We start from the raw sequence: 21602 nt of genomic DNA, 5'->3' as shown, positions 1-21602 counted from the left end.
CGAAACCGGTTAATCGTCATTTATAAAAATTAATTTCTCGCGGTTTAACGGAATGCTGTCAACCGGCTGCTGCTCCATTAAAACATCAATGTTTTGGCCCTTCCATTTCCCGGTGAGTTCCAGCTGGTTTTTTGCGGGATACGAATAGTTGAATACATTCCATTTGGTACTGTCGGGGCCGTTATGGAATGTGAACGTTTTCTTTATTTTGTCGGTGTTCATTTCGAACTGCATTGGCTGATTTTCCATGTTAAATACTACCGCATAACGGCCTTGTACAAATAACATCAGCCGGTTCCAGCGCAGGGTATCGGTTGTAAGCGGCGGCAGGGTATCTTTTGCAACGAAGGTAATTACATTGTATATCCTTTGGTTGCGGGCGTTTTCGGCCTGCCTGGCAAACCTTCCGCTGAACCCGATGACTATAGGAATAATGAGTATTGAAGGAACAACTATCAATAGCACCTTTAATAAATTTCGATTCAACCGTGTGTTTAATGTATACTGTTCGGGAAGGATGGAGGTGGAAATGCCCTTAAAAAATATATTGTAAAGCTTCGGCGCGTAAGGAATAATTAAGAATAATGTATAAATCAGCAGTTGCGTTGCGTATGTTTTTACCGGTACATTATAAAAACAGTTTACTGCAACCACGTTAACAAGTATCACCAGTAATAGTAAGCTCCCGAACAGGAATGTGCGGCGAAACAGTAAGCACAATCCGGCCAGTACCTCGCCGGCGCCAACCATCATCATGTATCCGGGCGATATCCCCATAAAATCCCAAAGTACCTGGAAGCGGCTTAAATCCCCGATGGGTGTCGCCAGGTTGGCAACATCAGGGCGGGGCATTTGAACAGGTATTAATTTATCAAAACCGTAAATAATAATTACTATAGCTAACACATATCGTATGTACAGGGTAAACCAATAAAAAAGCCGGTTGTAATTTGGTCGTTTGGCATCAAATAAAGTCCAAATAGCGGCGCCCGCAATGGATAGATATAAGGCTGTAAGATATAATACCCCGGCAAAATGGTTGTCTTGCGGAAATTCCCTGTGTATTTTGGGGTTATAGCCCGTATGGTAAATATTGCTGTCGAGCCAATATAAAAAAGGCGCGAGCGGCTTAAACACGGTAGCTGGATTATAAACATGATGGATTAAGAAAAAACAGGTAAGGTAAATAGTCACAATCCAGCAAACCGCCGAAGTCAGCCCCAGGAGTAAAAAGAAAAATCTAAAGCTGATTTTTTTTCCTGTCGTCCAATTATTTTTTGCCTGCTTCATACGCGACACAATTTCCTGAAAATTCTCCGGAAAAGAATTAAATAATTCAAAGGTTATTTGCGGGGAGACAGACAGGGGTCTGTGGCAATGCGAACCATAGGTGTTCCGAAGATTAAAAAAGGCGGAGACGTGCGGTTCCCGTCTTGAGAGCTACCGTGTACCCACATCTTTTCAGAACTCCATCGGAGTTCAAGGTCGGTAGAAAAAGCACGAAAATGAGTTCGTGCCGTAGGTCAATGTTATTAAGTTAAGCTTTTTCGCCCTCTTTCCGCGCAGCGAAGAGAGGGCAGGTCCAGCGTAGCGTCGACCGGGTGAGTCCTGTCGAAGCGGCGTTAACGCAAATGCATTGGCGCCAATGCACGACGTAAAAGCATGGCGGAGAGGACTCACCCCGGCATTGCTTCGCTCGCCGACCCTCTCTTCGCTGCTCGCAAAGAGGGTAAGTAGCATTTTTGTCTTAACTTAATGACATTGGCCGTAGGTACGGCACCTAGCTTATTTGCACAAGGAGCCATAAATAGTCCGTTAAGTGTTGCACCTACGGCGCAAAATTGATGGGGACACTATTTTTCTACCGACCTATTGCACCTACGGCGCATTGACTTTGCAGCGATGATAGATGTGGGTACACGGTAGTCCTTGAGAGGGGTGGAGGGGTGTGTCCTCTGCACCAAGCATTTACGCTATTGCATGGCGGAAAACACTCCCCTGCTACTACACAGTCCGGCGCGCCCTCTCTGCCCCACCGCAAAAGCTAAGGCTGCACGCGGTCAAGAGGGGAATTTGAAAAATCTTCCGAACACCTATGCAGAGCAAACCAACGAAGAAAATTGGAAAACTATTGGCCCCGTTATTTTTGAAACGACCGCTTTTTGTTAATTTTGGATAAGCCGTTTGGTATGGCCGTTTTTAAATCATAAAACAATGTCAAACCTCACCCACATTTGGCCTTTCTTTATCATTTCAGATATAAAAGATTCGATAGACTTTTATGTAAAAAAGCTTGGATTTGAAGTTCGGTTTATTGGACCCGAAGGCGACCCGTTTTGGGCCATTGTTGGCCGCGATAATATTTCCATTATGTTGAAGGCAATTGCCCCCGATATAATGCCGGTACCCAACCATAGCCGGCATGAATGGGCCCGCTGGGATGCCTATATCCACACCAGCGACCCTGATGCTTTGTTTACCGAATTCAACGCTGCCGGTGTAGCCTTTCACCAAACCCTTAAGGACAATGAAGATGGGTTGCGCGGGTTTGAAGTAAAAGATGCTGATGGGTATGTTTTGTTTTTTGGGCGGCCGAAAGAATAGAGATGTTCGCCAATTTTCAATAAGACAACAAACGACAGGCAATTATTAGTATTTTTAAGAACTAACCGATTCCAACAGTTGAGATAAATAATCACAAATTAGATTTTTGTAAAAAAAAGACAAATGAAAATACCCATGAATATCAAGTTCTTAATAGGAGGAGCTGTTGTAACTCCAATTTTACTTTTGATAGTCGCAGGTTATTTCATTAAAAAAGGTGATGGCAAATTATTAGCGTACAAATTTAATGGCAGGGTTGATAGTGTTAGGTATAGTGATCATAGTGTTAGCGTTCCTAATGTAACCGGGCCTTTTGTAACAATTAAAGGTAAAACATATCACCTATTCTATCATACTTGGAATTTTGGTTATAAAATTCAAAAGGGCGATTCAATTATAAAAAACGAAAACACGTTGGTCGTGACTCTTATAAAAAAAAGCGGAAAGAAATTTGTGTATGGAGGAGATTAGTAGATCGAGCACCAGCCCCCTTTTTAACTCTCAGCTTTCTTAACCGCAATCCCCAACGCGGCTGTTACCACACTTATCAAAGTAGATATGAGCATAGTGGCAGCCGCCTGCTGGGTTATGTTAACCTGTTGCTGCGTATTAACCGCGTTTTCATAACTCAGTCCTACCGCGTGTACCAGCGCCTGGTCTAAATCCTGTCCGGTGGGGCTTTCTCCGGGTGCAGTTTCAGGTAATACAGGCGTAACTGTTTTAGGCACTTGCGCCGTTGTTTGCTGAACATCGGCAAGTGCTTGCTGTATAGTGCCGGTAAGGGTTTGCTGAACTGTGGCATCAATAGCATCATTCCCAATAGCGACAGCTTCCTTGCAAAGTGCAATCAACTGTTGAAGCGTATCGATGGTGGATTTTATGACGCCATCTAACTGGTTTCTTACAACTGCATTTTCCATTTCCAGCGTTTTGGTGAATGCTTCGCTTGCTTCAATAACTTTTTCGGGGAGTGTTTTTTCGGTGTCTGGCATGATAATGTATTTAGGTGGTTTGTAATGATTATTGGGTTAAATATAGGAAAGAAAGAATCAAGAGTCAAGAGTCAAGAATCAAGAGCCAAAAGTGAAGAACCAAGCGGGACTTCAGACATATACAGGATTAACAAATTATGTCATTTCGAGCGAAGCGAAAAAACTTGTACGCCGGATATGAACGGCGGACAGGTTTGGCATATACCTTTCAATGGCAAAGTTTTCTCGCTCTCGCTCGAAATGACAATTTGAGATTTTTATCTCGACTCTTAATCCTTACCAATCAATTTTTCACAATCTTAAACATCCCGCCGCTAGTATTCCCAGGCCCGGTATCAGGGTTGGTTAGTACGTACAACTCGCCGGATGGGTCTTCGCCAAAGGCGGTGATTTTTAGATTTGTTGGATAGTTTTGCAGGGTTACCTTGCCGCGTAGCCATTTGTCGCCGTTTTTTTCAAGGTAGAATATGGGGCCTGTCCAATCGGCAAATACATATTTGGCTTTCAGGGCGGCAATTTGGGTGCCATTATAAACGTAGCCACCTGTAACGCTGATGCCTTCTTTATGGCTGTACTCGGTTATGGGCATAGTAATGCCTTTGGTGGAGCAGCCGGATGATGGGTTAAAACAATGCGTGCCCTCGGTTAAACGCCAGCCGTAATTGGCGCCTTTGGCGATAATATCAACCTCTTCCCAGGTATCTTGTCCAACATCGCCCGCAAACAATTGGTTCGACCCGCGGTCGAACGAAAAGCGCCACGGGTTGCGCAGGCCATAAGCCCATATTTCGGGTTTAGCGTTGCCTTTGCCCACAAACGGGTTATCTTTTGGTACTTTATAGCCGGTTTCAGTATTAATGTCAATACGCAATATTTTGCCCAGCCAGGTATCCAGTTTCTGGCCATTGCCGGTGTCGCCGTGCCTGTCGCCCGCGCCGCCGCCATCTCCAAGACCGATATATAAGTAACCATCGGCCCCAAATTGTATGCAGCCGCCGTTGTGGTTCGATTCTGGTTCTTCTACCGTAAGCACTATGCGTGCGCTCTTCGGGTCGGCCATATCTGAATTGGGCAGTAACCTATATTCGGCCAACGTGCCTTTATGGTCAGATTTCGACGCATTGGAAGGGGCGCTGTAAAAAACATAAAACTTGCGGTTAGTGGCAAACTGTGGGTGCAGGGCGATGCCAAGCAGGCCGCGTTCGTCGTAGCTATCGTTGATATTAACTAGCATTCTGTGCAGATCCAGTACGTTGGTAGCGCTCATTTTGCCATTTTTAACCAGTCGTATTTTGCCGTCCTGCTCGGTAATCCAAACGGTACCATTGACGGGGAACGCTGCAGCGGTAGGCGCGTGCAGACCGGATGCAATTTGCTGGGCTTTTAAAGTAATGGGGGCTGGCCCGTCGATGATTGCCGGCGGTTTGTTTTTAAGCAGTACGTAGGAGGGGAGCGCGAGCAAGATGACCGCAATGGATGATAAAATCAAAAATGTTTTTTTGCCGGGTAGTGATTTATTTTTCATAAAGGTTTTTTGGTATGAGGTGGTGATGCAAGTTAGGGTTTTGTTGTAACTTTCCGAAGTGAAAATAGTAATATCAAGTTTGTTACCCTGCTGATTTGGGGTGACTTATAATGAAATAGAGATATGCTCGACAGAAATTTTATAATAGGTTTAGAATGTAAAAGATTGCTTTCACCTAACGATATTGATTACGCGGAATATGAATTTGATGAAGAGTATCAAAATATAACAAGTGTGCTTTATGATTTGAGCGAATCTTTTTATGAGCGGGAAATTGTGCTGGTTCTAAAAATATGCGACCACAGTTGTATCAATTTAGGTGTTGAATTATGTATACTCTTGGAAGAATTACACAACTTCATATGTTTTGCCAATGATGATAATAAAGTTGAATTCAATTTGTGGTTTTATGAACAAGGAGGAGATCGCCTGTTGTCGTTTAAAAAAGCCGAAAATGGAAGATATATTTTAATTTTTAACGACAATGATATCTCAGGTTTCAAACCCTTAAACACTACAGGTAGCATATTGGATTTGAATTTGATGTTGTATACTTTATTTTCAAAAGTTCGTTTGTTAGCCTATAAAATGTGCCCCTCGATTGCAAAAAATCCCTTATTCTCTCCATGGATTGCGGAAATAGAAAACACATTTGCAATGGACGCAAGTCAAGATCAATAAAACATTAATCCTGCCATTAGTCGAACGCAGAGTCGTCTCTGACTGACCCTGAGGAAACAGTATATTAAAGAATCCGCCCAATGCCCAAACGCACGCTCATAGCTTTGCTATTATTTACCGTACTCGCATGCAAAATAAGTAATGCCCAAGTGTACAATGTCCAGGCAATTGATGGGACTAATCAAAAAATCAGGGTTGCCGACAATGAAAAAAGCATGTTGATAATATCGTGCTTACAGGATACCATTTATGTGCGTAATTTGAATAACATTGCCGAAACGGTCACTCGTAACGTGCACCAGCCTTGGGACTAACATATGGCTTTGGGATATAGCCAATGAATTAAAGCAGCCTTAACACATGAACATTAAAAACTTTATCGTTTTTTCAATTCTTATAGCAACTTGTTCCTGTAAACATAAAGTAAAGGTATCCAGTCCTTACGTCTATAACCATACTTATCACATTGGTGACATACCTAAACTGAACGACTTCCAAACATATAATGTCTACGAGAAAAGCTTTGACAGCATAATGGCGAAGGCGCAGTCGCCATTGCATGATTTTTTTAAATATAACCGGGGCCGAATTTTTATAACCAACTATGAAAACGGGAAGCAAAAGCCGGTACAAAAACCTTTTGATTTAGGCGACCCAGTTTTATGCGAGTGCGAATTGCATCGCGACTCGTTAACGATAAGCGTGGCCGCTGGTTTTTTTGGCGGCTTTGGGTTTACTATTAATTTGAATGAGGATAAATTCGACCTTAAGTATTTTGAGGAAACAGACGGCGACTATTTCAAATCAAAGCTGACAGATACAAGTTTTACCCGATTAGTGACCGTTAAAAGTAAATTCCAAACGCTTTTGCTTGACGAAAGGCCAACTATGAAAGAAGGCCAGCAACTAACCGGGTTTGCAACGTATACTTCAGCGAAATACTATACGAAAGGTATTAGAAATATGTTAGATACAGCGCAGGTTAGTGGGAAGTTTTATTTTACTTGTAAAACGTCGACAATTGCAATGAAATGATAAGTTGCCTTTGCTACCGCCAGACCTTCGGATTTACTGCCCTGCTTTTAGGCAGCATGGTTGCTATTCGATGTAATACTATAGTTGGACAATTTCTGTACTTTTAACTTTCAGCAGTAAAAATATAGTTTTATTATATGGCTGAAGTGGTCCAGTTCAGCAGATGAACGCCAAGCCAATGACCAAGCGCACAAATATGAACTTACGATGTAGCATTCCATTTTTCTTGCTTTTCATTACGATTTCCTTGTCCGGTTGCAATAAAAGCCACCTGTCTATAACATTTAAAAATGTTTTTATTCAAAACTATCGTACCGAGGAAGAGTCCGTTCTTTTTTATATTCAGGCAGTTAATGGAACCAGGGAGGATGTGTTTTTATTTGCAAAAAGCGACACAGCGGCTGCAGAAAATCCAGGTTTTTTCCTGGTTAGTAATGAATTTTATTCGGGAGCCGTCAAGCTTCAGGTGAATGGTGGAGACGAAGAGAAAAAAATAAAGAGCGGCGGCGCTGCTTACTTTTTATTGTTTTTGGATGAACAAAAGATACAGTCATTATTAAAGGACTATACTGCTGAAAAATATTCGCATCAGACTTTACTAGAGTTCCTGAAACGCGGTAATTATTCTCTGGTGTACATATCTCACAAGGAACCCGGAACACAAAATGTTTTAAAGTCAGATTTATTTAAAACTATTGAAATTCATTCAGCGGACACAATTCAAAAATTATTGACACCGTAACGAAAAGAGGAGTTTTATAATAAATTTCCTCAATACAAGGAAAGTTTGCTATAATCCGCGCTTCTATAAAACTGACCCAAAGCCCCCTCTAAAACTCCCAAGGTAAGGGAGACTTTAATTTCGTGCAGGTTATATACCAGATTCGAAATTCCATTAATTCCGCAATCGGCAAGCAGTTTTTACGAAAAGTACTGACACCAATTTGTCAGTACTTTTCGCGTTTTTTAGCGTAGTAAACAAGGTAAAAAGTGCATTATTAGCGCAAAAACAAGGTTTTTGTACCTTTGGCCCAACCATTTGCTGTTCCACCCTGTTCCCTATGTTCCACCGTGCACAGGAACATAAAACTACACTATAATACTGGTATAGGTTTGCACCAGGCATCGGCTTGGGTTTATTCTCTCCTGGCTATAATGTTAAACTCGATTTCCCTGCCTACTTCCGCATTAAATAATTTCGAAATAAAAAATATCCGTACTTTTGGCATCCCAAGTAACTGAGAAGATGAACAAACCCACCCGTAACCAGGATGCGCTGAATTACCACTCGAAGGGGCGCCCGGGTAAAATACAGGTAGTACCTACCAAGCCCACCAATTCGCAACGCGATTTAAGCATGGCTTACTCGCCCGGCGTGGCCGAACCATGCCTGCGCATTGCCGATAACGTTGATGACGTATATAAATATACCGCCAAAGGCAATCTCGTTGGTGTTATCACTAACGGTACCGCGGTGCTTGGCCTGGGCAATATTGGCCCCGAAGCCAGCAAACCTGTAATGGAGGGCAAGGGCCTGTTGTTTAAAATTTATGCCGATATCGACGTGTTCGATTTGGAGCTGAACGCCAAATCGGTTGATGAGTTTGTAAATATTGTTAAGGCGCTCGAGCCTACCTTCGGGGGTATAAACCTGGAGGATATATCGGCGCCAACCTGCTTCGAAATTGAGCGCAGGCTAAAAGCTGAAATGAAGATCCCGGTAATGCACGATGACCAGCATGGTACGGCAATTATATCGGGCGCAGCTTTAATAAACGCTTGCGAAATTCAGGGTAAAAAGCTGGATAAAATAAAAATGGTAGTGAACGGCGCCGGCGCGGCGGCTGTATCCTGTACCAAAATGTACCTTAACCTGGGCGTAAAAAAAGAAAACCTGGTGATGTTTGACATCAACGGACTAATAACCCCCGACCGCACCGATCTTGACGATATACGCCTTGAATTTGCCACCACCCGCAAGGATATAAAGACCCTTGCTGAAGGTATGAAAGGCGCTGATGTTTTTGTTGGCCTTTCGGCAGGTAATATTGTTACCCCTGATATGCTAAAGGCAATGGCTAAAAACCCCATCGTGTTCGCCATGGCCAACCCCGACCCGGAGATAGCTTACGACCTCGCCATAAACGCCCGCAAAGACATCATTATGGCCACTGGTCGTTCTGATTTTCCTAACCAGGTAAATAACGTGCTTGGTTTTCCTTATATTTTTAGGGGAGCGCTGGATGTGCGGGCAACAAGCATTAACGAGGAAATGAAGATAGCGGCCGTGCATTCCATTGCGCAAATGGCCAAAAAGCCTATCCCCGAAACGGTGAACCTTGCTTATAATACCACTAATCTTAAGTTTGGCAGGGATTATATTATCCCCAAGCCTATGGATCCGCGGCTGATAACCGAGGTGTCGTCGGCAGTTGCGCGGGCAGCAATGGAATCGGGTGTTGCCCGTAAAGCCATAACCGACTGGGAGGGTTATACCGAAGAACTGCGGTCGCGCATAGGGATAAACGATAAGTTGCTGCGTAACCTTACCAACAAAGCAAAATCGAACCCCAAGCGCATTGTTTTTGCGGAGGCCGATACTTATAAAATTTTACGCGCTGCCCAGATTGTGAGGGAAGAAAAAATTGCTACGCCAATTTTGTTGGGCGATGTTAAAAAGATACGCCAGATAATGCGCGACAATGATATTGACCTTGGCGACGTAACGATAATTGACCCCAAGGAAGATTGTGCCCGCCTGGATGAATATGCCGAATACCTGTACAGCAAACGCCAGCGCAAAGGCGTTTCCCTTTATGAATCGAAAAAATTGGTGCACGACCGTAACTATTACGGCGCCTGCATGGTTCAGTTCGGCGAGGCCGATGCTTTAATATCGGGCTTAACCAAAGACTATGTAACCACAATAAAACCGGCCCTGCAAATTATCGGAACGGGTGACGGCGTTAGTCGTGTAGCCGGTATGTACATGATGATTACCAAAAAGGGCCCTGTTTTTTTTGGGGACACCACGGTAAACGTAAACCCATCGGTGCAGGATTTGGTGGACATTACGGTGCTGATTGAGCGTTCGGTACGTAAATTTAACATTGATCCCCGGGTTGCCATACTATCTTACTCCAACTTCGGCTCAAACAGTGGCCCAATACCCGAAAAAACGATAGAGGCCGTACGCATCCTGCACGAAAAATACCCGGATATGATAGTGGATGGCGATATGCAGGCCAACTTTGCACTTAACGGCGATTTGTTGGCCGATAACTTCCCATTCTCTACATTGAAAGGAAAACCGGCCAATACTTTGATATTCCCTAACCTGGAATCAGGTAACATCGCCTATAAACTGTTGCAGGAAATCGGTGGTGCCGAAGCTGTCGGCCCAATATTGCTTGGGCTTAAAAAGCCGGTGCACGTACTTCAGCTCGGCAGTTCAGTTCGCGAAATTGTGAACATGATAACCATTGCCGTTGTCGACGCCCAGGAAAGAGGAGAGGAAGTGAAGAAATAGGAGGGAGTCCGGAAAGTCAGTAAAGAAGCTGCAATCGGCCGGGCTTTTAGCGTTTAAAACCTGCGCCTGCTAAACTTTACTCTTTCGGACTTTTCCGACTTTACCGACTTTCCGGACGCTCAACAAATATTTAACAATTCATATGAATTGGGGATAAGTTTTTTTTCTGAAAGTATAAAATTCCTGTTACCTTTCGCCTTTAACCTTGCACCCCGAAACGATAAATTATGTACGCCTATATTGATGGTAAATTAGCCTTTAAAAGCGCCGCTTTTGTAGTGATTGATGTGGGAGGAGTTGGCTATCACATTAATATTTCTCTTAATACCTATTCAAAGCTGGCCAATAGCGAACGCTGTAAACTTTTTACATGGCTGCATGTAAAAGAGGATGCACACACCTTGTATGGCTTTATTGATGAAGGCGAACGGCGGTTGTTTTTGCATTTAATATCCATATCGGGAATCGGGCCGAACACCGGCCGGATGATGTTATCATCAATTACACCCGAGGAGATACAGAATGCAATAATTTCAGGCAATGTTGCGTTAATTCAGCGCATTAAAGGCATCGGTCCAAAATCTGCACAGCGGGTAATTTTAGAATTACAGGATAAGCTGCGCAAAGAAGGCCCTGATACTTTAAGCACTGTTCCGCTAAACAAATCCGTAAGGGAAGAAGCCTTATCAGCACTCGTTATGCTTGGTTTTGCACGTAATGCAGCCGAGAAAGTAGTAGACCATGAGGTTAATAAGAATAATGTTGATTTAACTGTCGAACAGCTTATTAAATCTGCCTTAAAAAGTTTATAATTACGTATTATTTGGTGAACCTTGACTAGAACTTATACCTGGCGATTTATTGCAATTTTCATGCTTATTTCCGCATTTTGCGGGGTTGGGAGCGTTATGGCCCAGCAAACGCCTGCAAAAAGTGACTCGACCAAGGTTACCATTCCCGCAAAAATTACCGACTCGAAAAATTACCGTGCACGGCAGGGGGTACTGCTTAACGACCCTAACAATCTTCTGCCTACGATTGTGCGTACCATCGAGTACGACCCGGTAACTAACCGCTATATCATGTACGAGCGCGTGGGCAATTTGCTGTACCGCCCGCCGGTTTACCTTACCTTCGATGAATACCTGCGCATAAAACAAAAAGAGGGTATCCGCACCAATTTTAAACAGGCGTCAGACAGTTATGCCTACCAGTCACAGCAGCCGGGCTTTATTCCTCAAATAAAAATACGCAGCCAAACATTCGACCAGATTTTTGGGGGCTCAACTATTGATATTAAGCCACAGGGCTCGGCCGAGGCAATATTGGCAGGACAGATAAATAAGAACGCCAACCCGCTTTATAATACCAAACAACGCACCCAGTTTAACTTCAACTTCGACCAAAAAATACAACTAAACGTAACCGGAAGCATTGGCGATAAATTAAAAATTACCACCAACTATAACACGGATGCCCAGTTCCAATTTGAGAACCAGATAAAGCTGGACTACACCGGCCGCCCCGACGAAATTATACAAAAGATTGAGGCCGGTACCGTAAGTATGCCGCTGAATACTACGCTGATAACTGGCAGCCAGGCCCTTTTTGGGGTAAAAACCAAGCTGAAATTCGGCCGGTTGGATGTTACGGCTATTATGTCGCAGCAGCGCTCGCAGTCGAAAACTATTACCATTACCAATGGATCGCAACAAGGGCAGTTTAAGTTCACCCCGGCTGATTATGAGGCCAATCGGCACTACTTTTTATCGCAGTTTTTTCGCAACCAGTACAACAAGGCGCTGTCAAATATCCCGATTATCTCATCGAACATAAATATTACGAAGATTGAGGTTTGGACAACTAACCGGACCAACAATACCACCAACTCGAGAGATGTACTGGCGTTTATGGACTTGGGCGAAAATAACCCCTATAACACCGCACTAGTACACGGCGGCCCCGCTTATTCGGGTTTGCCGGCCGGGTTTAAGGGGCCAGGCTTTCCGCAGCAGTCAAATACCTTGCTGGATAACCTGCCTGCCGCGAGCCGCCTGACTAACGACCCGCAAAACACCATTGCCTCGTATTTTAAAGCAACCGGTGGATCTGACAACTACAGCAAGCTTACCTACGCCCGTAAGTTAACCGAAAAGGAGTTTACGCTGCACCCGCAATTGGGATACATCTCGTTAAACTATCCGTTAAATAACGATGAGGTGCTTGCAGTTGCTTATCAATACACCTACAATGGTGTGCAATACCAGGTGGGTGAGTTTTCGAGCGATGTTCCGGTTGATCCAGTTAACCCGAAAGTATTGTATGTGAAATTGCTGAAAAATCAACTGCTTAAAACCAGCTTGCCTACCTGGAAGCTGATGATGAAGAATATTTATTCGTTAAATTCTTTCCAGGTTAGTCCGAAGGATTTTAAATTGACGGTGACCCGTTTGGACGAATCGGGCATCGAAAAAACCATAATGGATGAGGGGCAGAATACCAAGAGCAAACTTTGGCTGCAATTAACAGGTCTGGATAACCTCGACCAACAGCAGAGCAAACAACCCGATGGCTATTTCGACTTTTTGGAAGGGATCACGATAGATTCGCAAAACGGGCGGATCGTCTTTCCGGAACTTGAGCCTTTCGGCTCGGACCTGGCGAAGAAATTTACGGCAGGTGAAAGCGCGCTGAAGAGCCGCTACGTTTACCAGCAATTATATGATTCTACAAAAACCATAGCGCAGCAATTCTTCCCTCAGCTAAACCGGTATTTGATAAAAGGTACCTACACTGCGACAGGCGGGTCGGAATACCAGCTGAACGCTGTAAATATTCCGCAAGGTTCGGTTGTTGTAAACGCCGGGACCTTAAAACTTGCCGAAGGAACCGATTATACCATCGATTATGGCGCCGGTCGTATCAGGATACTGAACACCGCGTTACTTGCCTCTGGCCAACCCATTACGGTTAAGGTAGAGAACAACGAACTTTTTGGTGTACAACAAAAATCGCTGTTCGGCTCGCGGTTTGATTATAAGGTGAGCGATAACCTGGCATTAGGTGCGACAATTATGCACTTAACTGAGCAGCCTATCACTCAAAATGAAATTATTGGCGAGGAATCGATCTCAAATACCATATACGGTTTTGACTTAAACTATAATTCCAACTCACGTTTTTTAACGAGACTGGTTGATAAGATTCCGTTTATACATACCAAAGCCCCGTCGTCTGTGAGTTTTAACGGCGAATTTGCGCAACTGCTGCCGGGCAGTCCATCAATCTTGAATTTTGCAGGCGCCAAGCACGGCACCTCATACCTGGATGATTTCGAAAACAGCCAGTCGGTTATCGATGTTAAAAGCGCCAACAGCTGGCAAATATCTGGTACACCACAAATGTTCCCCGAGTCAGGCTCGTTTAACGATTTAAGCTATGGGTATAACCGGGCGCGCCTCGCTTTTTATAATATTGACCCGGTTTTTTATACCGGCTCGGGCACAGCAAAAGTTAGCCGTAACGAACTATCAAATCACTACGTAAGGCAGGTACTTCAAAACGAAGTTTACCCGTACAAGCAATCGCCAACGGGGCAGCCACTAAACATCTCCACACTTGACCTTGCATTTTACCCAATGGTGCGCGGCCCTTATAACTTTGCTACAACAGGGCTAAACAACAACGGTACTTTGGTAAATCCAAAATCTCGCTGGGGCGGTATAGTCCGCGGCATAAATACGAATGATTTTGAATCGCTCAACGTTCAGTATATCGAGTTTTGGGTGATGGACCCTTACATCTATAAACCAAATTCAGAAGGTGGCGATTTGTACATCAACCTCGGTAATATATCAGAAGATATATTGAAGGACGGTCGCAAGAGCCTCGAAAACGGTTTGCCGGTTGATGGCAATTACAGCAATACCGACGAAACCAATTGGGGGCGCGTATCAAAACTGCAACCGGTTGTAAATGCATTTGACAGCAACCCGGCATCGCGCACCCTGCAGGATGTTGGTTTAGACGGATTGAACGATGCAGACGAACAGAAAAAATTCTCAACCGTGGTTCAGCAGGTGCAGGGCCAGGTTAGCGCTGGTGCAGCGGCTGCATTTGCAAAGGATCCTTCGTCTGACGATTACCAGTACTACCAGGGCCCTGACCTGGATAATGCAGGCGCCGGTATATTGCAGCGTTACAGCCGCTATAACGGCACCGATGGTAACTCGCCCACTGCCGAGCAATCGCAAGCCACGCTAGGGCTGCAAACATCGGCATCAACCTCTATCCCCGATGGTGAAGACATCAACCATGATAACAACATGGACCAGGATGATGAGTATTTTCAGTACAAAATATCAATGCGTAAAGCTGATTTGGTTGTAGGTAAAAACTTTATTAGTGATAAAGTAGAATCGACAGTTAAACTGCCTAACGGATCGAACGAGAAAGTTACCTGGTACCAGTTCAGGGTGCCGATAACTGCACATGATTCGACAGTTGGCGGCATCCAGGATTTTAAATCTATCCGTTACATGCGGATGTTTATGACGCATTTTGCCGATACGGCCGTATTGCGCTTTGCATCGTTACAATTGGTACGCGGCGAATGGCGGGCATTTAATACCGAAAATAACCCGAACAATGTAATTGCAGACCCCACACTCTTAAACCCGCCGCTTGATAACTCGATACTTGATGTTGAAACGGTAAACATTGAAGCAAATGGTAACCGCCAGCCTATACCGTATGTGGTTCCACCGGGCATTACCCGCCAGGTTGACTATAACAATATACAAGCCAATACCAAGCTTAATGAGCAGTCGCTGTCGTTAAGAGTAACCAGCCTTAGGGATGGCTATTCGCGGGCTGCTTTCCGCCTTTTTAATAACGATGTGCGTAAGTATAAAACCTTACAAATGTTTATACATGCCGAAGGTGCACAAATAAAGGATAACGATTTGAGTGCGTTTGTACGTTTGGGTGTTGATTATGTAGACAACTACTACGAATACGAAATTCCACTGAAAGTCACCCAGCCGGGCACAGCGTCGCCGACTGCTATTTGGCCAGATGCCAACCAGCTTAATTTGCAGCTTTCGTTATTAACCAACGCAAAATTGGCGCGTAACAATGCCAAATACCAGGGCAAGCCATGGCCGTTAACGCTGCCGTTTACGGTTAGCGATGGGATAAACAAAATCACCATTGTAGGCCAACCTGACCTGAGCCGACTTACAGCCGTAATGCTTGGTGTGAGAAACCCGTTAAAATCGGGATCGAATACAAGTAATGATGACGGCCTGGATAAGGACGGAACCATTTGGTTTGATGAACTGCGCCTTACTGATTTTGACCAAAAGGGGGGCTGGGCAGCAACGGGAAGGCTTAACGCCAAGCTTGCTGATTTTGCCGATGTTACCGTATCCGGCAGTAAAACTACCGCCGGTTTTGGCGCCCTCGATTCGCGACTTGCGGACCGGAGCTTGTATGATAACCAGGTGTATGATGTGGCAGCTAATGTTGAGCTTGGTAAGTTTTTCCCTGATAAAAGCGGGGTGCATATACCTGCATACATCAATGTATCATCGCAGGTCAGCACGCCGCAATACGACCCATCGTCGCCTGATTTGACATTGAAGCAAACGCTTGCTGCCACTACGGACACAAAGAAACGTGATTCGATAAAAACTGCTGCTGAAGATTATACATTACGAAAAAGCATAAGCTTTACCAACGTACACATTGCAAAAACCGACCCAAAGGCGAAAAACCACGTGTACGATTTATCGAACTTTAATGCGACGTATTCATTCTCCGAATACCAGCACCACGATTTTACTACACAGAACGACCTGGAAAAAACTTACAAGGCGGAGTTAGACTATAATTATACCAACCAGCCAAAATATTATAGCCCCTTTGCTAAGATTATAAAAAGTAATATGCTGGCGCTTTTTCGGGATATTAACTATAGCCTTGTGCCGTCGCGGTTAAACTTCAGCATTACGTTCGATCGCTTTTATTCGGAAAATACCCTGCGGAATAACGATCCAAACAACTTTATACCCATACCAACAACCTTTAATAAAACCTTTACGGTTACCAGGGTGTACGGCATTGGCTGGAACCTGTCGAAGTCACTTTCGATGGATATCGACGCTACCAACCTTGCTACTATCGACGAGCCGGCCGGCCGCATAAACGGCTTGAAGGTTGATACACTTTGGGAAAATTTGAAACGCCTGGGCCGTGCCACAAATTATAACCATACTATAAACTTTAACTATACCGTGCCGCTTGCCAAAATACCGGGATTGGACTGGACAAGCATGATTGCCCACTACACCACCACCTTCCGCTGGCAAACGCAACCACTTTTTGCAATAGCCAGCCCGCAGTTTGATGTAGGTAACAGCATCCAAAATTCGCGCACCATCCAGCTTAACCCTACCTTAAACTTCGACCAGTTTTATAACAAGTTTAAGTTTATAAAAAAGGCAATGGGCCCCGATAATAAGGACGGGCTGACCAAGTTTTTTGTAGGCTTGTTAACAAGCGTTAAAAATTTGGGCGGTACCTATACCCGTACCGAGGGTACGTTTATACCGGGCTATTTGCCACAATCGAATTTTGCCGGTGAGGATTTGAACTTAGGCGCTCCAGGCCTTGGCTTTTTGCTGGGCAGCCAAACCGACCTACGGCAGAAAGCGGTTGCCAATGGCTGGATAAGTACTGATACACTGCAAAATCAATTGTATGTAAAAACACTTAACGAGGATTTACATTTAAAGGGAACGTTTGAACCTGTGCCTTACCTGCGGATAGAATTGCAGGCATTTAAAACCCAGAACCATACTTACCAAACCAATTTTAAATCGCTCGACGGCTCGAACAATATACAAAACCTTAGCCCGGTAACCACTGGTGACTACACTATATCATACCTCACCATTGGAACCGCATTTGCAAAAGCAAAAGGGGTCGACAATACTTCTCCGACCTTCCAGAAGTTTTTGAGCGACAGGTCGGTTATTTCGCAGCGTTTAGGTCAACAAAATCCAAATTCGATTGCTGCGCCAACGGGAGGATTCGCAGATGGTTATAGCGCTAACTCGCAAAACGTATTGGTGCCTGCTTTCCTGGCTGCTTACTCAGGTAAGGACGCCGGTAAAGTAAGCCTGGGACAATTTCCTAAGATACCGATACCAAACTGGCAGGTAACTTATAACGGCCTTAGCCACGTGCCTTTCTTTATGGAGCTTTTTGATTCCTTCGACGTAACGCATGGTTACCGTTCAACCTATACCGTATCTGGGTTCAGCACTTTGCTTCAGTACCAGGCGGCAAATGGGGCGGTTAGCTCGCGCGATGCCAATAACGACTTTTTGCCGTTTTACCAGTTTTCGCAGGTTACCATTTTCGAGCAGTTTGTGCCGCTGTTAGGCATGAACGCCCGCTTTAAGAATAACATGACGGCTAATATTGAATACCGCAAAAGCCGCGCGTTAAGCTTAAGCCTGCTCAACAGCCAGCTGGCACAGCAAAATGAAAGTATTTTTGTGTTTGGCTGGGGCTATCATGCAAAAAACTTCAGGTTCCCGTTTGGGTTGATGAGTGGCAAGACGGACAATGACGTAAACTTTAAGATAGATTTCTCATTACAGGATAATAAAACGCTGATATATCGTGCCGATGTACAAGCTGCCGAAGTATCATCAGGAGCACAAAATATCACCGTGCGCCCATCTATCGACTATGTGATAAACCAGCGCTTTAACCTGAATATTTTTTACGATTCAAACATCACCCGACCATATACCTCGCAAACATTTAATACAGCCTTTACCAATTTCGGGATTAATTTGAAGTTGTTGCTGCAGTAGATAAAACTTTCTACACGCGTCATTGCGAGGAACGAAGCGATCTCCGAGTCGGACAATTATGGACCTTGATGTTTATGATGACCTTAAAGCTGCGTTTAGGTCACCACAAAGTTTTTGGTCCGTTGATTAGCGAGTGTAGTCCGCCAGCTGGCGGATCGTTCCTCGCATTGACGACTTTGTGAGGTTGTTATATTACAAAAAAAGCTGCCTTTTACAGCAGCTTGAAGAATATATTATAAGTTATTAAGTGCTATTTTTTAGCTTCAACTACTCATCGCTCAAAATTCACGACTCACCAAATTAGTCTTCATGACTAACCCTGCCCGAGCCAACGGTGCGGTTATCAGTAATGCTTGCAGTGCCAGAATAAACTACATTGCCCGAGCCTACTATGCTTGCCGAAACTGTTTTATCGGCGCCGAAACGGGCGTTGCCCGAACCGGCTATTGAAACATGGGCAGTTTCTGTTTTAAAGTTTCTGCCTTCCAAATCGCCCGAGCCGGCGATGGATACATTTGTTTTGTCAGCGCTCCCTTTAACATCTATCGAGCCTGAACCACTGATTGCCGCATGAAAATCACCGCCTTTAACTGCGGCTGTAACGTTGCCCGAACCGCTTAACGAAATGTTAACGCTGTTACCGGTAAGGCTGCCATCAAGCTTAATTGAACCTGAACCTGCATTGGCAAGAGCTGACAATGATTTGGCAGTAACATAAACCTCGATAGGGCCATAGTTATGGTCGCCCCAATTTTCGTGGTGCTTAAATTTTATTTGCAGGGTGCCGTCTTTAACAATAGTTTCAATTTCTTTAATTACATCAGGCTGGGCTTTTATTTTCAGGCTTTCGGTGCCATCAATTTTTACGTGCACTTCAAACGGACCGCCGGAGCCAATTTTGTTATAACCCGATACCTGGCGGCTTTCGGTTGATTGTGCTGATGCTATTAAAGTGGTACCTACCATTAAAACTGCAGCCAAAATAGTATAAGATAGTTTTTTCATGATTTTTAGTTTATGCTTTGTATATAAGATGCGGCGGGGTCGGGAAACGTTGCACAAAGGGGATATAAAACTTACAAAGTTTTAAAATTGTCATAAGTTTTACTTATAGAGTAGGAGTTATAGGTTATTTGCTTTCCGCCTTCTTTATCTCTCTTTTCAGCTTTCGCTCGGCACGCCGTTGCTTGCGTTGCGCTTTTTTTACCTGGCGATTTTGTTTATCAACGGCACGCTGGTCCTTCATTTGGGCAATGGATTGCAACGTTTTTTCGTCTAGCCCAACAGATGGTTTTATTCCATCTAACAACACTTGCCAAACCGATTTAAAAAACGCGTTTTCGGGCTTGCGGATAAAGTTAACGTAAGCAATCCGCGGTTGTTCGCCCGGGCTATCTGGGTTGTCATGTTTTAGGATAAATATATTGGCAAATAATGATTCGACAAGCTTCTTTTTAAGCTTATCGTTTATGGTGTCGGCTTTTAACAGGCTTACTTTTACATCGTTATATAACAACTCAACCTTTCCTTTGGCGCCATTGCGGTTGGCCTTTACATCAAAACTAAACCGTTTAATTGTGCCTGCGTTCACCTTAACCATAGCCAGGGGCATAGTAGCCTTATTGATTTCCTGGGCATTCATCGGCCCCAGGCTGCCCTTATAATTAAAACTGTTATCTTTATCGGTAAGATTAAAGTTGAAAGCAACGTTGAGTTTACCGCGGTTCATAAAATAACTGCTTACCTGTATTGTTGTAATATTGTTTTTTTGCAGCGCCGCTTTGTTATTGGTAAAATTCAACGCCCGCCCGTTAGCATTATTAAAAGTTATCGTCCCTGTCTTTTTCGATTTTACATTAAACTCGTTATAAGTAACGTTTATTCGCTTAAATAAAATAGTGTCTATTTTTATATCGATGGGTAACTTACCTATAGCCACATTGGGGAAACTGCCAATTTTATCTTCTTTTTTTTCTGACTTATTTGGGTTGGCAAACACCTGCAGGGCGCCATTGTGAAAAAGTAGGTTTTGCGCAGTTAAAGTGCGGTACTTGTGATAGCTCAAAAAATCGAAATTATTCAACTGCACCGAATCCAGGCTGAGCGTGAACCTGTCTTTGTGACTCCGGGTAAAAAATACATCCGTTGTTGCTGGTTTAAGCGATATGCCTGTTAGGTTTAACTGCGATTTTGAAGTAGATAATTTAACCGATTTTATGCTGTAGGAGTACAGGCCATTTGGCGTTTTGGCTTTGTAATTATTTAGTTCGGCAGTTATATCCTTGCAGTAAAGCAGTCGTGATTTATCAGTTTGCGTGGCCGAGTCAATCAGCAGATCGTGCGCGCTCAGGTTCATCTCCTTAAGTTCGGAAATTGCCAGTTTATTGCCCGAGTAGTCCTTATAACTAAACTTAACATCGCCCATTAAAATATCGCCGATGTGAATAAAATGGAGGCTTTTTGATATTTTTTGCCAGGCGGTGCGGTTATCCTTCACCACGGTGTCGCGGGTATGGTTTAGCTGGTAGCTAATATTCAACTCAGGGTTGTAAACCAATACCTGCCCTATGTTAAGTCGTTGCCGAAAGTAAAGACTAAGCGGGTGGATATGCGAAAATACCAGCTTTTTTATGTGGAGTTCAACCAGGTTGTTAGGGGCAAGGTGCAGCCTTTTTTTAGCATTGTAAACGGCTGTGTCGGGTTTTAGTGTGATATTAAAAATAACTATGGTGCCCCTGAGAACATGCAACTCGGCCGAAGAAAAATCTACTTTATACAAACTATCGCTGCTGGCGCTAACAATATCTTTAACCTTATTCTCCAGTATGGGCGACCAATAACTGTTAATAAAAATAGCCGCCACCAAAATAATTACAGTAAAGCCCAGCACAACAGCCAGCGTCACCTTTTGCCACTTTTTCTGTAAATATTTAAACGCCATTAATTGCCATTGTTTTACTTACTTTTTACTGGGAATCTTTTTTGGCTATCTGCCTTTTTGCTTCCCTCCGTGCTGTACGGTCGTTTTAATTTCGCTAAATTTATTAATTAAGTTGCTAACTTTTGTAACAGCAGCCGTAACAATCCGGCGTTGCAATAGCCCAAGGTGTAATATTGACGTCAAAATCAGGCTGGTTGATACAGCCTTTATGTCGACATTTAACAAAAATCACTACGATAAAGTTTTAGAAGAAAGCGGTCTGTGGGCGCTTAATTCGAATATGTGTGATCATCTTCAAATCAGCACATCATCAAATTTTCAAATCAGCAACCCAATCAACTCAAATCCAATCAACTAAAATAACTGCCAATCTGTCACACTGTATTTAAATTTTGTGTATTTTTGC

General features: G+C 43.8%; 14 protein-coding genes. 9 read left to right on the top strand and 5 right to left on the bottom strand.

Annotation, left to right across the window (positions count from 1 at the left end; translation table 11 throughout):
- Positions 1-9 precede the first annotated feature (9 nt).
- Positions 10-1137 (bottom strand): hypothetical protein, encoded by a 1128-nt coding sequence (locus Q0R52_RS24840; RefSeq protein WP_295800084.1) that lies wholly within the window; start codon positions 1135-1137, stop codon positions 10-12.
- A gap of 1077 nt (positions 1138-2214) precedes the next feature.
- On the opposite strand from Q0R52_RS24840, the gene Q0R52_RS24835 reads away from it, so the two are divergent.
- On the top strand, positions 2215-2604 hold the full coding sequence (locus Q0R52_RS24835) for a VOC family protein (RefSeq protein ID WP_295800080.1): 390 nt from the start codon (positions 2215-2217) through the stop codon (positions 2602-2604).
- Positions 2605-2727: 123 nt separating this feature from the next.
- On the top strand, positions 2728-3075 hold the full coding sequence (locus tag Q0R52_RS24830; RefSeq protein ID WP_295800076.1) for a hypothetical protein: 348 nt from the start codon (positions 2728-2730) through the stop codon (positions 3073-3075).
- Between the two features lie 23 nt (positions 3076-3098).
- Here Q0R52_RS24830 and Q0R52_RS24825 read toward each other — a convergent pair whose 3' ends face one another.
- Both Q0R52_RS24825 and Q0R52_RS24820 read right to left on the bottom strand, forming a co-directional pair.
- Positions 3099-3596 carry a RebB family R body protein gene (locus Q0R52_RS24825; protein WP_295800074.1) on the bottom strand — a complete coding sequence of 166 codons (498 nt, stop codon included), beginning with the start codon at positions 3594-3596 and terminating at the stop codon, positions 3099-3101.
- Positions 3597-3879: 283 nt separating this feature from the next.
- Complete coding sequence (locus Q0R52_RS24820) at positions 3880-5121, bottom strand: PQQ-dependent sugar dehydrogenase (protein WP_295800071.1); 1242 nt, start codon at positions 5119-5121, stop codon at positions 3880-3882.
- 123 nt (positions 5122-5244) lie between these two features.
- Between Q0R52_RS24820 and Q0R52_RS24815 the strand changes: the two genes are divergently transcribed.
- The 7 genes from Q0R52_RS24815 (at position 5245) to sprA (ending at position 18255) form a co-directional block, all read left to right on the top strand.
- A complete protein-coding gene (locus Q0R52_RS24815) occupies positions 5245-5802 on the top strand; it encodes a hypothetical protein (RefSeq protein ID WP_295800068.1) in 558 nt (185 codons plus the stop codon).
- An 80-nt stretch (positions 5803-5882) separates the two neighbouring features.
- Positions 5883-6116 (top strand): hypothetical protein, encoded by a 234-nt coding sequence (locus Q0R52_RS24810; RefSeq protein WP_295800065.1) that lies wholly within the window; start codon positions 5883-5885, stop codon positions 6114-6116.
- Between the two features lie 46 nt (positions 6117-6162).
- Entirely contained in the window at positions 6163-6837 is a 675-nt protein-coding gene (locus Q0R52_RS24805) for a hypothetical protein (protein WP_295800063.1), read from the top strand.
- A gap of 178 nt (positions 6838-7015) precedes the next feature.
- Positions 7016-7579, top strand: coding sequence for a hypothetical protein (locus Q0R52_RS24800; RefSeq protein ID WP_295800060.1), 564 nt, complete (start codon positions 7016-7018; stop codon positions 7577-7579).
- Between the two features lie 504 nt (positions 7580-8083).
- Entirely contained in the window at positions 8084-10366 is a 2283-nt protein-coding gene (locus tag Q0R52_RS24795) for an NADP-dependent malic enzyme (RefSeq protein ID WP_295800485.1), read from the top strand.
- Between the two features lie 227 nt (positions 10367-10593).
- On the top strand, positions 10594-11178 hold the full coding sequence (gene ruvA, locus Q0R52_RS24790; protein ID WP_252788630.1) for a Holliday junction branch migration protein RuvA: 585 nt from the start codon (positions 10594-10596) through the stop codon (positions 11176-11178).
- A 60-nt stretch (positions 11179-11238) separates the two neighbouring features.
- Positions 11239-18255, top strand: coding sequence for a cell surface protein SprA (sprA, locus tag Q0R52_RS24785; RefSeq protein ID WP_295800057.1), 7017 nt, complete (start codon positions 11239-11241; stop codon positions 18253-18255).
- A 300-nt stretch (positions 18256-18555) separates the two neighbouring features.
- Here sprA and Q0R52_RS24780 read toward each other — a convergent pair whose 3' ends face one another.
- Positions 18556-19260 carry a head GIN domain-containing protein gene (locus Q0R52_RS24780; RefSeq protein ID WP_295800055.1) on the bottom strand — a complete coding sequence of 235 codons (705 nt, stop codon included), beginning with the start codon at positions 19258-19260 and terminating at the stop codon, positions 18556-18558.
- A gap of 124 nt (positions 19261-19384) precedes the next feature.
- Positions 19385-21196 (bottom strand): hypothetical protein, encoded by a 1812-nt coding sequence (locus tag Q0R52_RS24775; RefSeq protein ID WP_295800052.1) that lies wholly within the window; start codon positions 21194-21196, stop codon positions 19385-19387.
- Positions 21197-21602 lie beyond the last annotated feature (406 nt).

The organism is Mucilaginibacter sp. (assembly GCF_025359345.1).
Lineage (GTDB): Bacteria > Bacteroidota > Bacteroidia > Sphingobacteriales > Sphingobacteriaceae > Mucilaginibacter.
Note: the sequence above shows the minus strand (reverse complement) of the source record. Positions and strands in the feature narration are given on the sequence as shown.

Coding starts and splice junctions, on each gene's coding strand:
- Q0R52_RS24835 (WP_295800080.1), top strand. CDS start 2,215: ATGTCAAACCTCACCCACATTTGGCCTTTCTTTATCATTTCAGATATA.
- Q0R52_RS24830 (WP_295800076.1), top strand. CDS start 2,728: ATGAAAATACCCATGAATATCAAGTTCTTAATAGGAGGAGCTGTTGTA.
- Q0R52_RS24825 (WP_295800074.1), bottom strand. CDS start 3,596: ATGCCAGACACCGAAAAAACACTCCCCGAAAAAGTTATTGAAGCAAGC.
- Q0R52_RS24820 (WP_295800071.1), bottom strand. CDS start 5,121: ATGAAAAATAAATCACTACCCGGCAAAAAAACATTTTTGATTTTATCA.
- Q0R52_RS24815 (WP_295800068.1), top strand. CDS start 5,245: ATGCTCGACAGAAATTTTATAATAGGTTTAGAATGTAAAAGATTGCTT.
- Q0R52_RS24810 (WP_295800065.1), top strand. CDS start 5,883: ATGCCCAAACGCACGCTCATAGCTTTGCTATTATTTACCGTACTCGCA.
- Q0R52_RS24805 (WP_295800063.1), top strand. CDS start 6,163: ATGAACATTAAAAACTTTATCGTTTTTTCAATTCTTATAGCAACTTGT.
- Q0R52_RS24800 (WP_295800060.1), top strand. CDS start 7,016: ATGACCAAGCGCACAAATATGAACTTACGATGTAGCATTCCATTTTTC.
- Q0R52_RS24795 (WP_295800485.1), top strand. CDS start 8,084: ATGAACAAACCCACCCGTAACCAGGATGCGCTGAATTACCACTCGAAG.
- ruvA (WP_252788630.1), top strand. CDS start 10,594: ATGTACGCCTATATTGATGGTAAATTAGCCTTTAAAAGCGCCGCTTTT.
- sprA (WP_295800057.1), top strand. CDS start 11,239: ATGCTTATTTCCGCATTTTGCGGGGTTGGGAGCGTTATGGCCCAGCAA.
- Q0R52_RS24780 (WP_295800055.1), bottom strand. CDS start 19,260: ATGAAAAAACTATCTTATACTATTTTGGCTGCAGTTTTAATGGTAGGT.
- Q0R52_RS24775 (WP_295800052.1), bottom strand. CDS start 21,196: ATGGCGTTTAAATATTTACAGAAAAAGTGGCAAAAGGTGACGCTGGCT.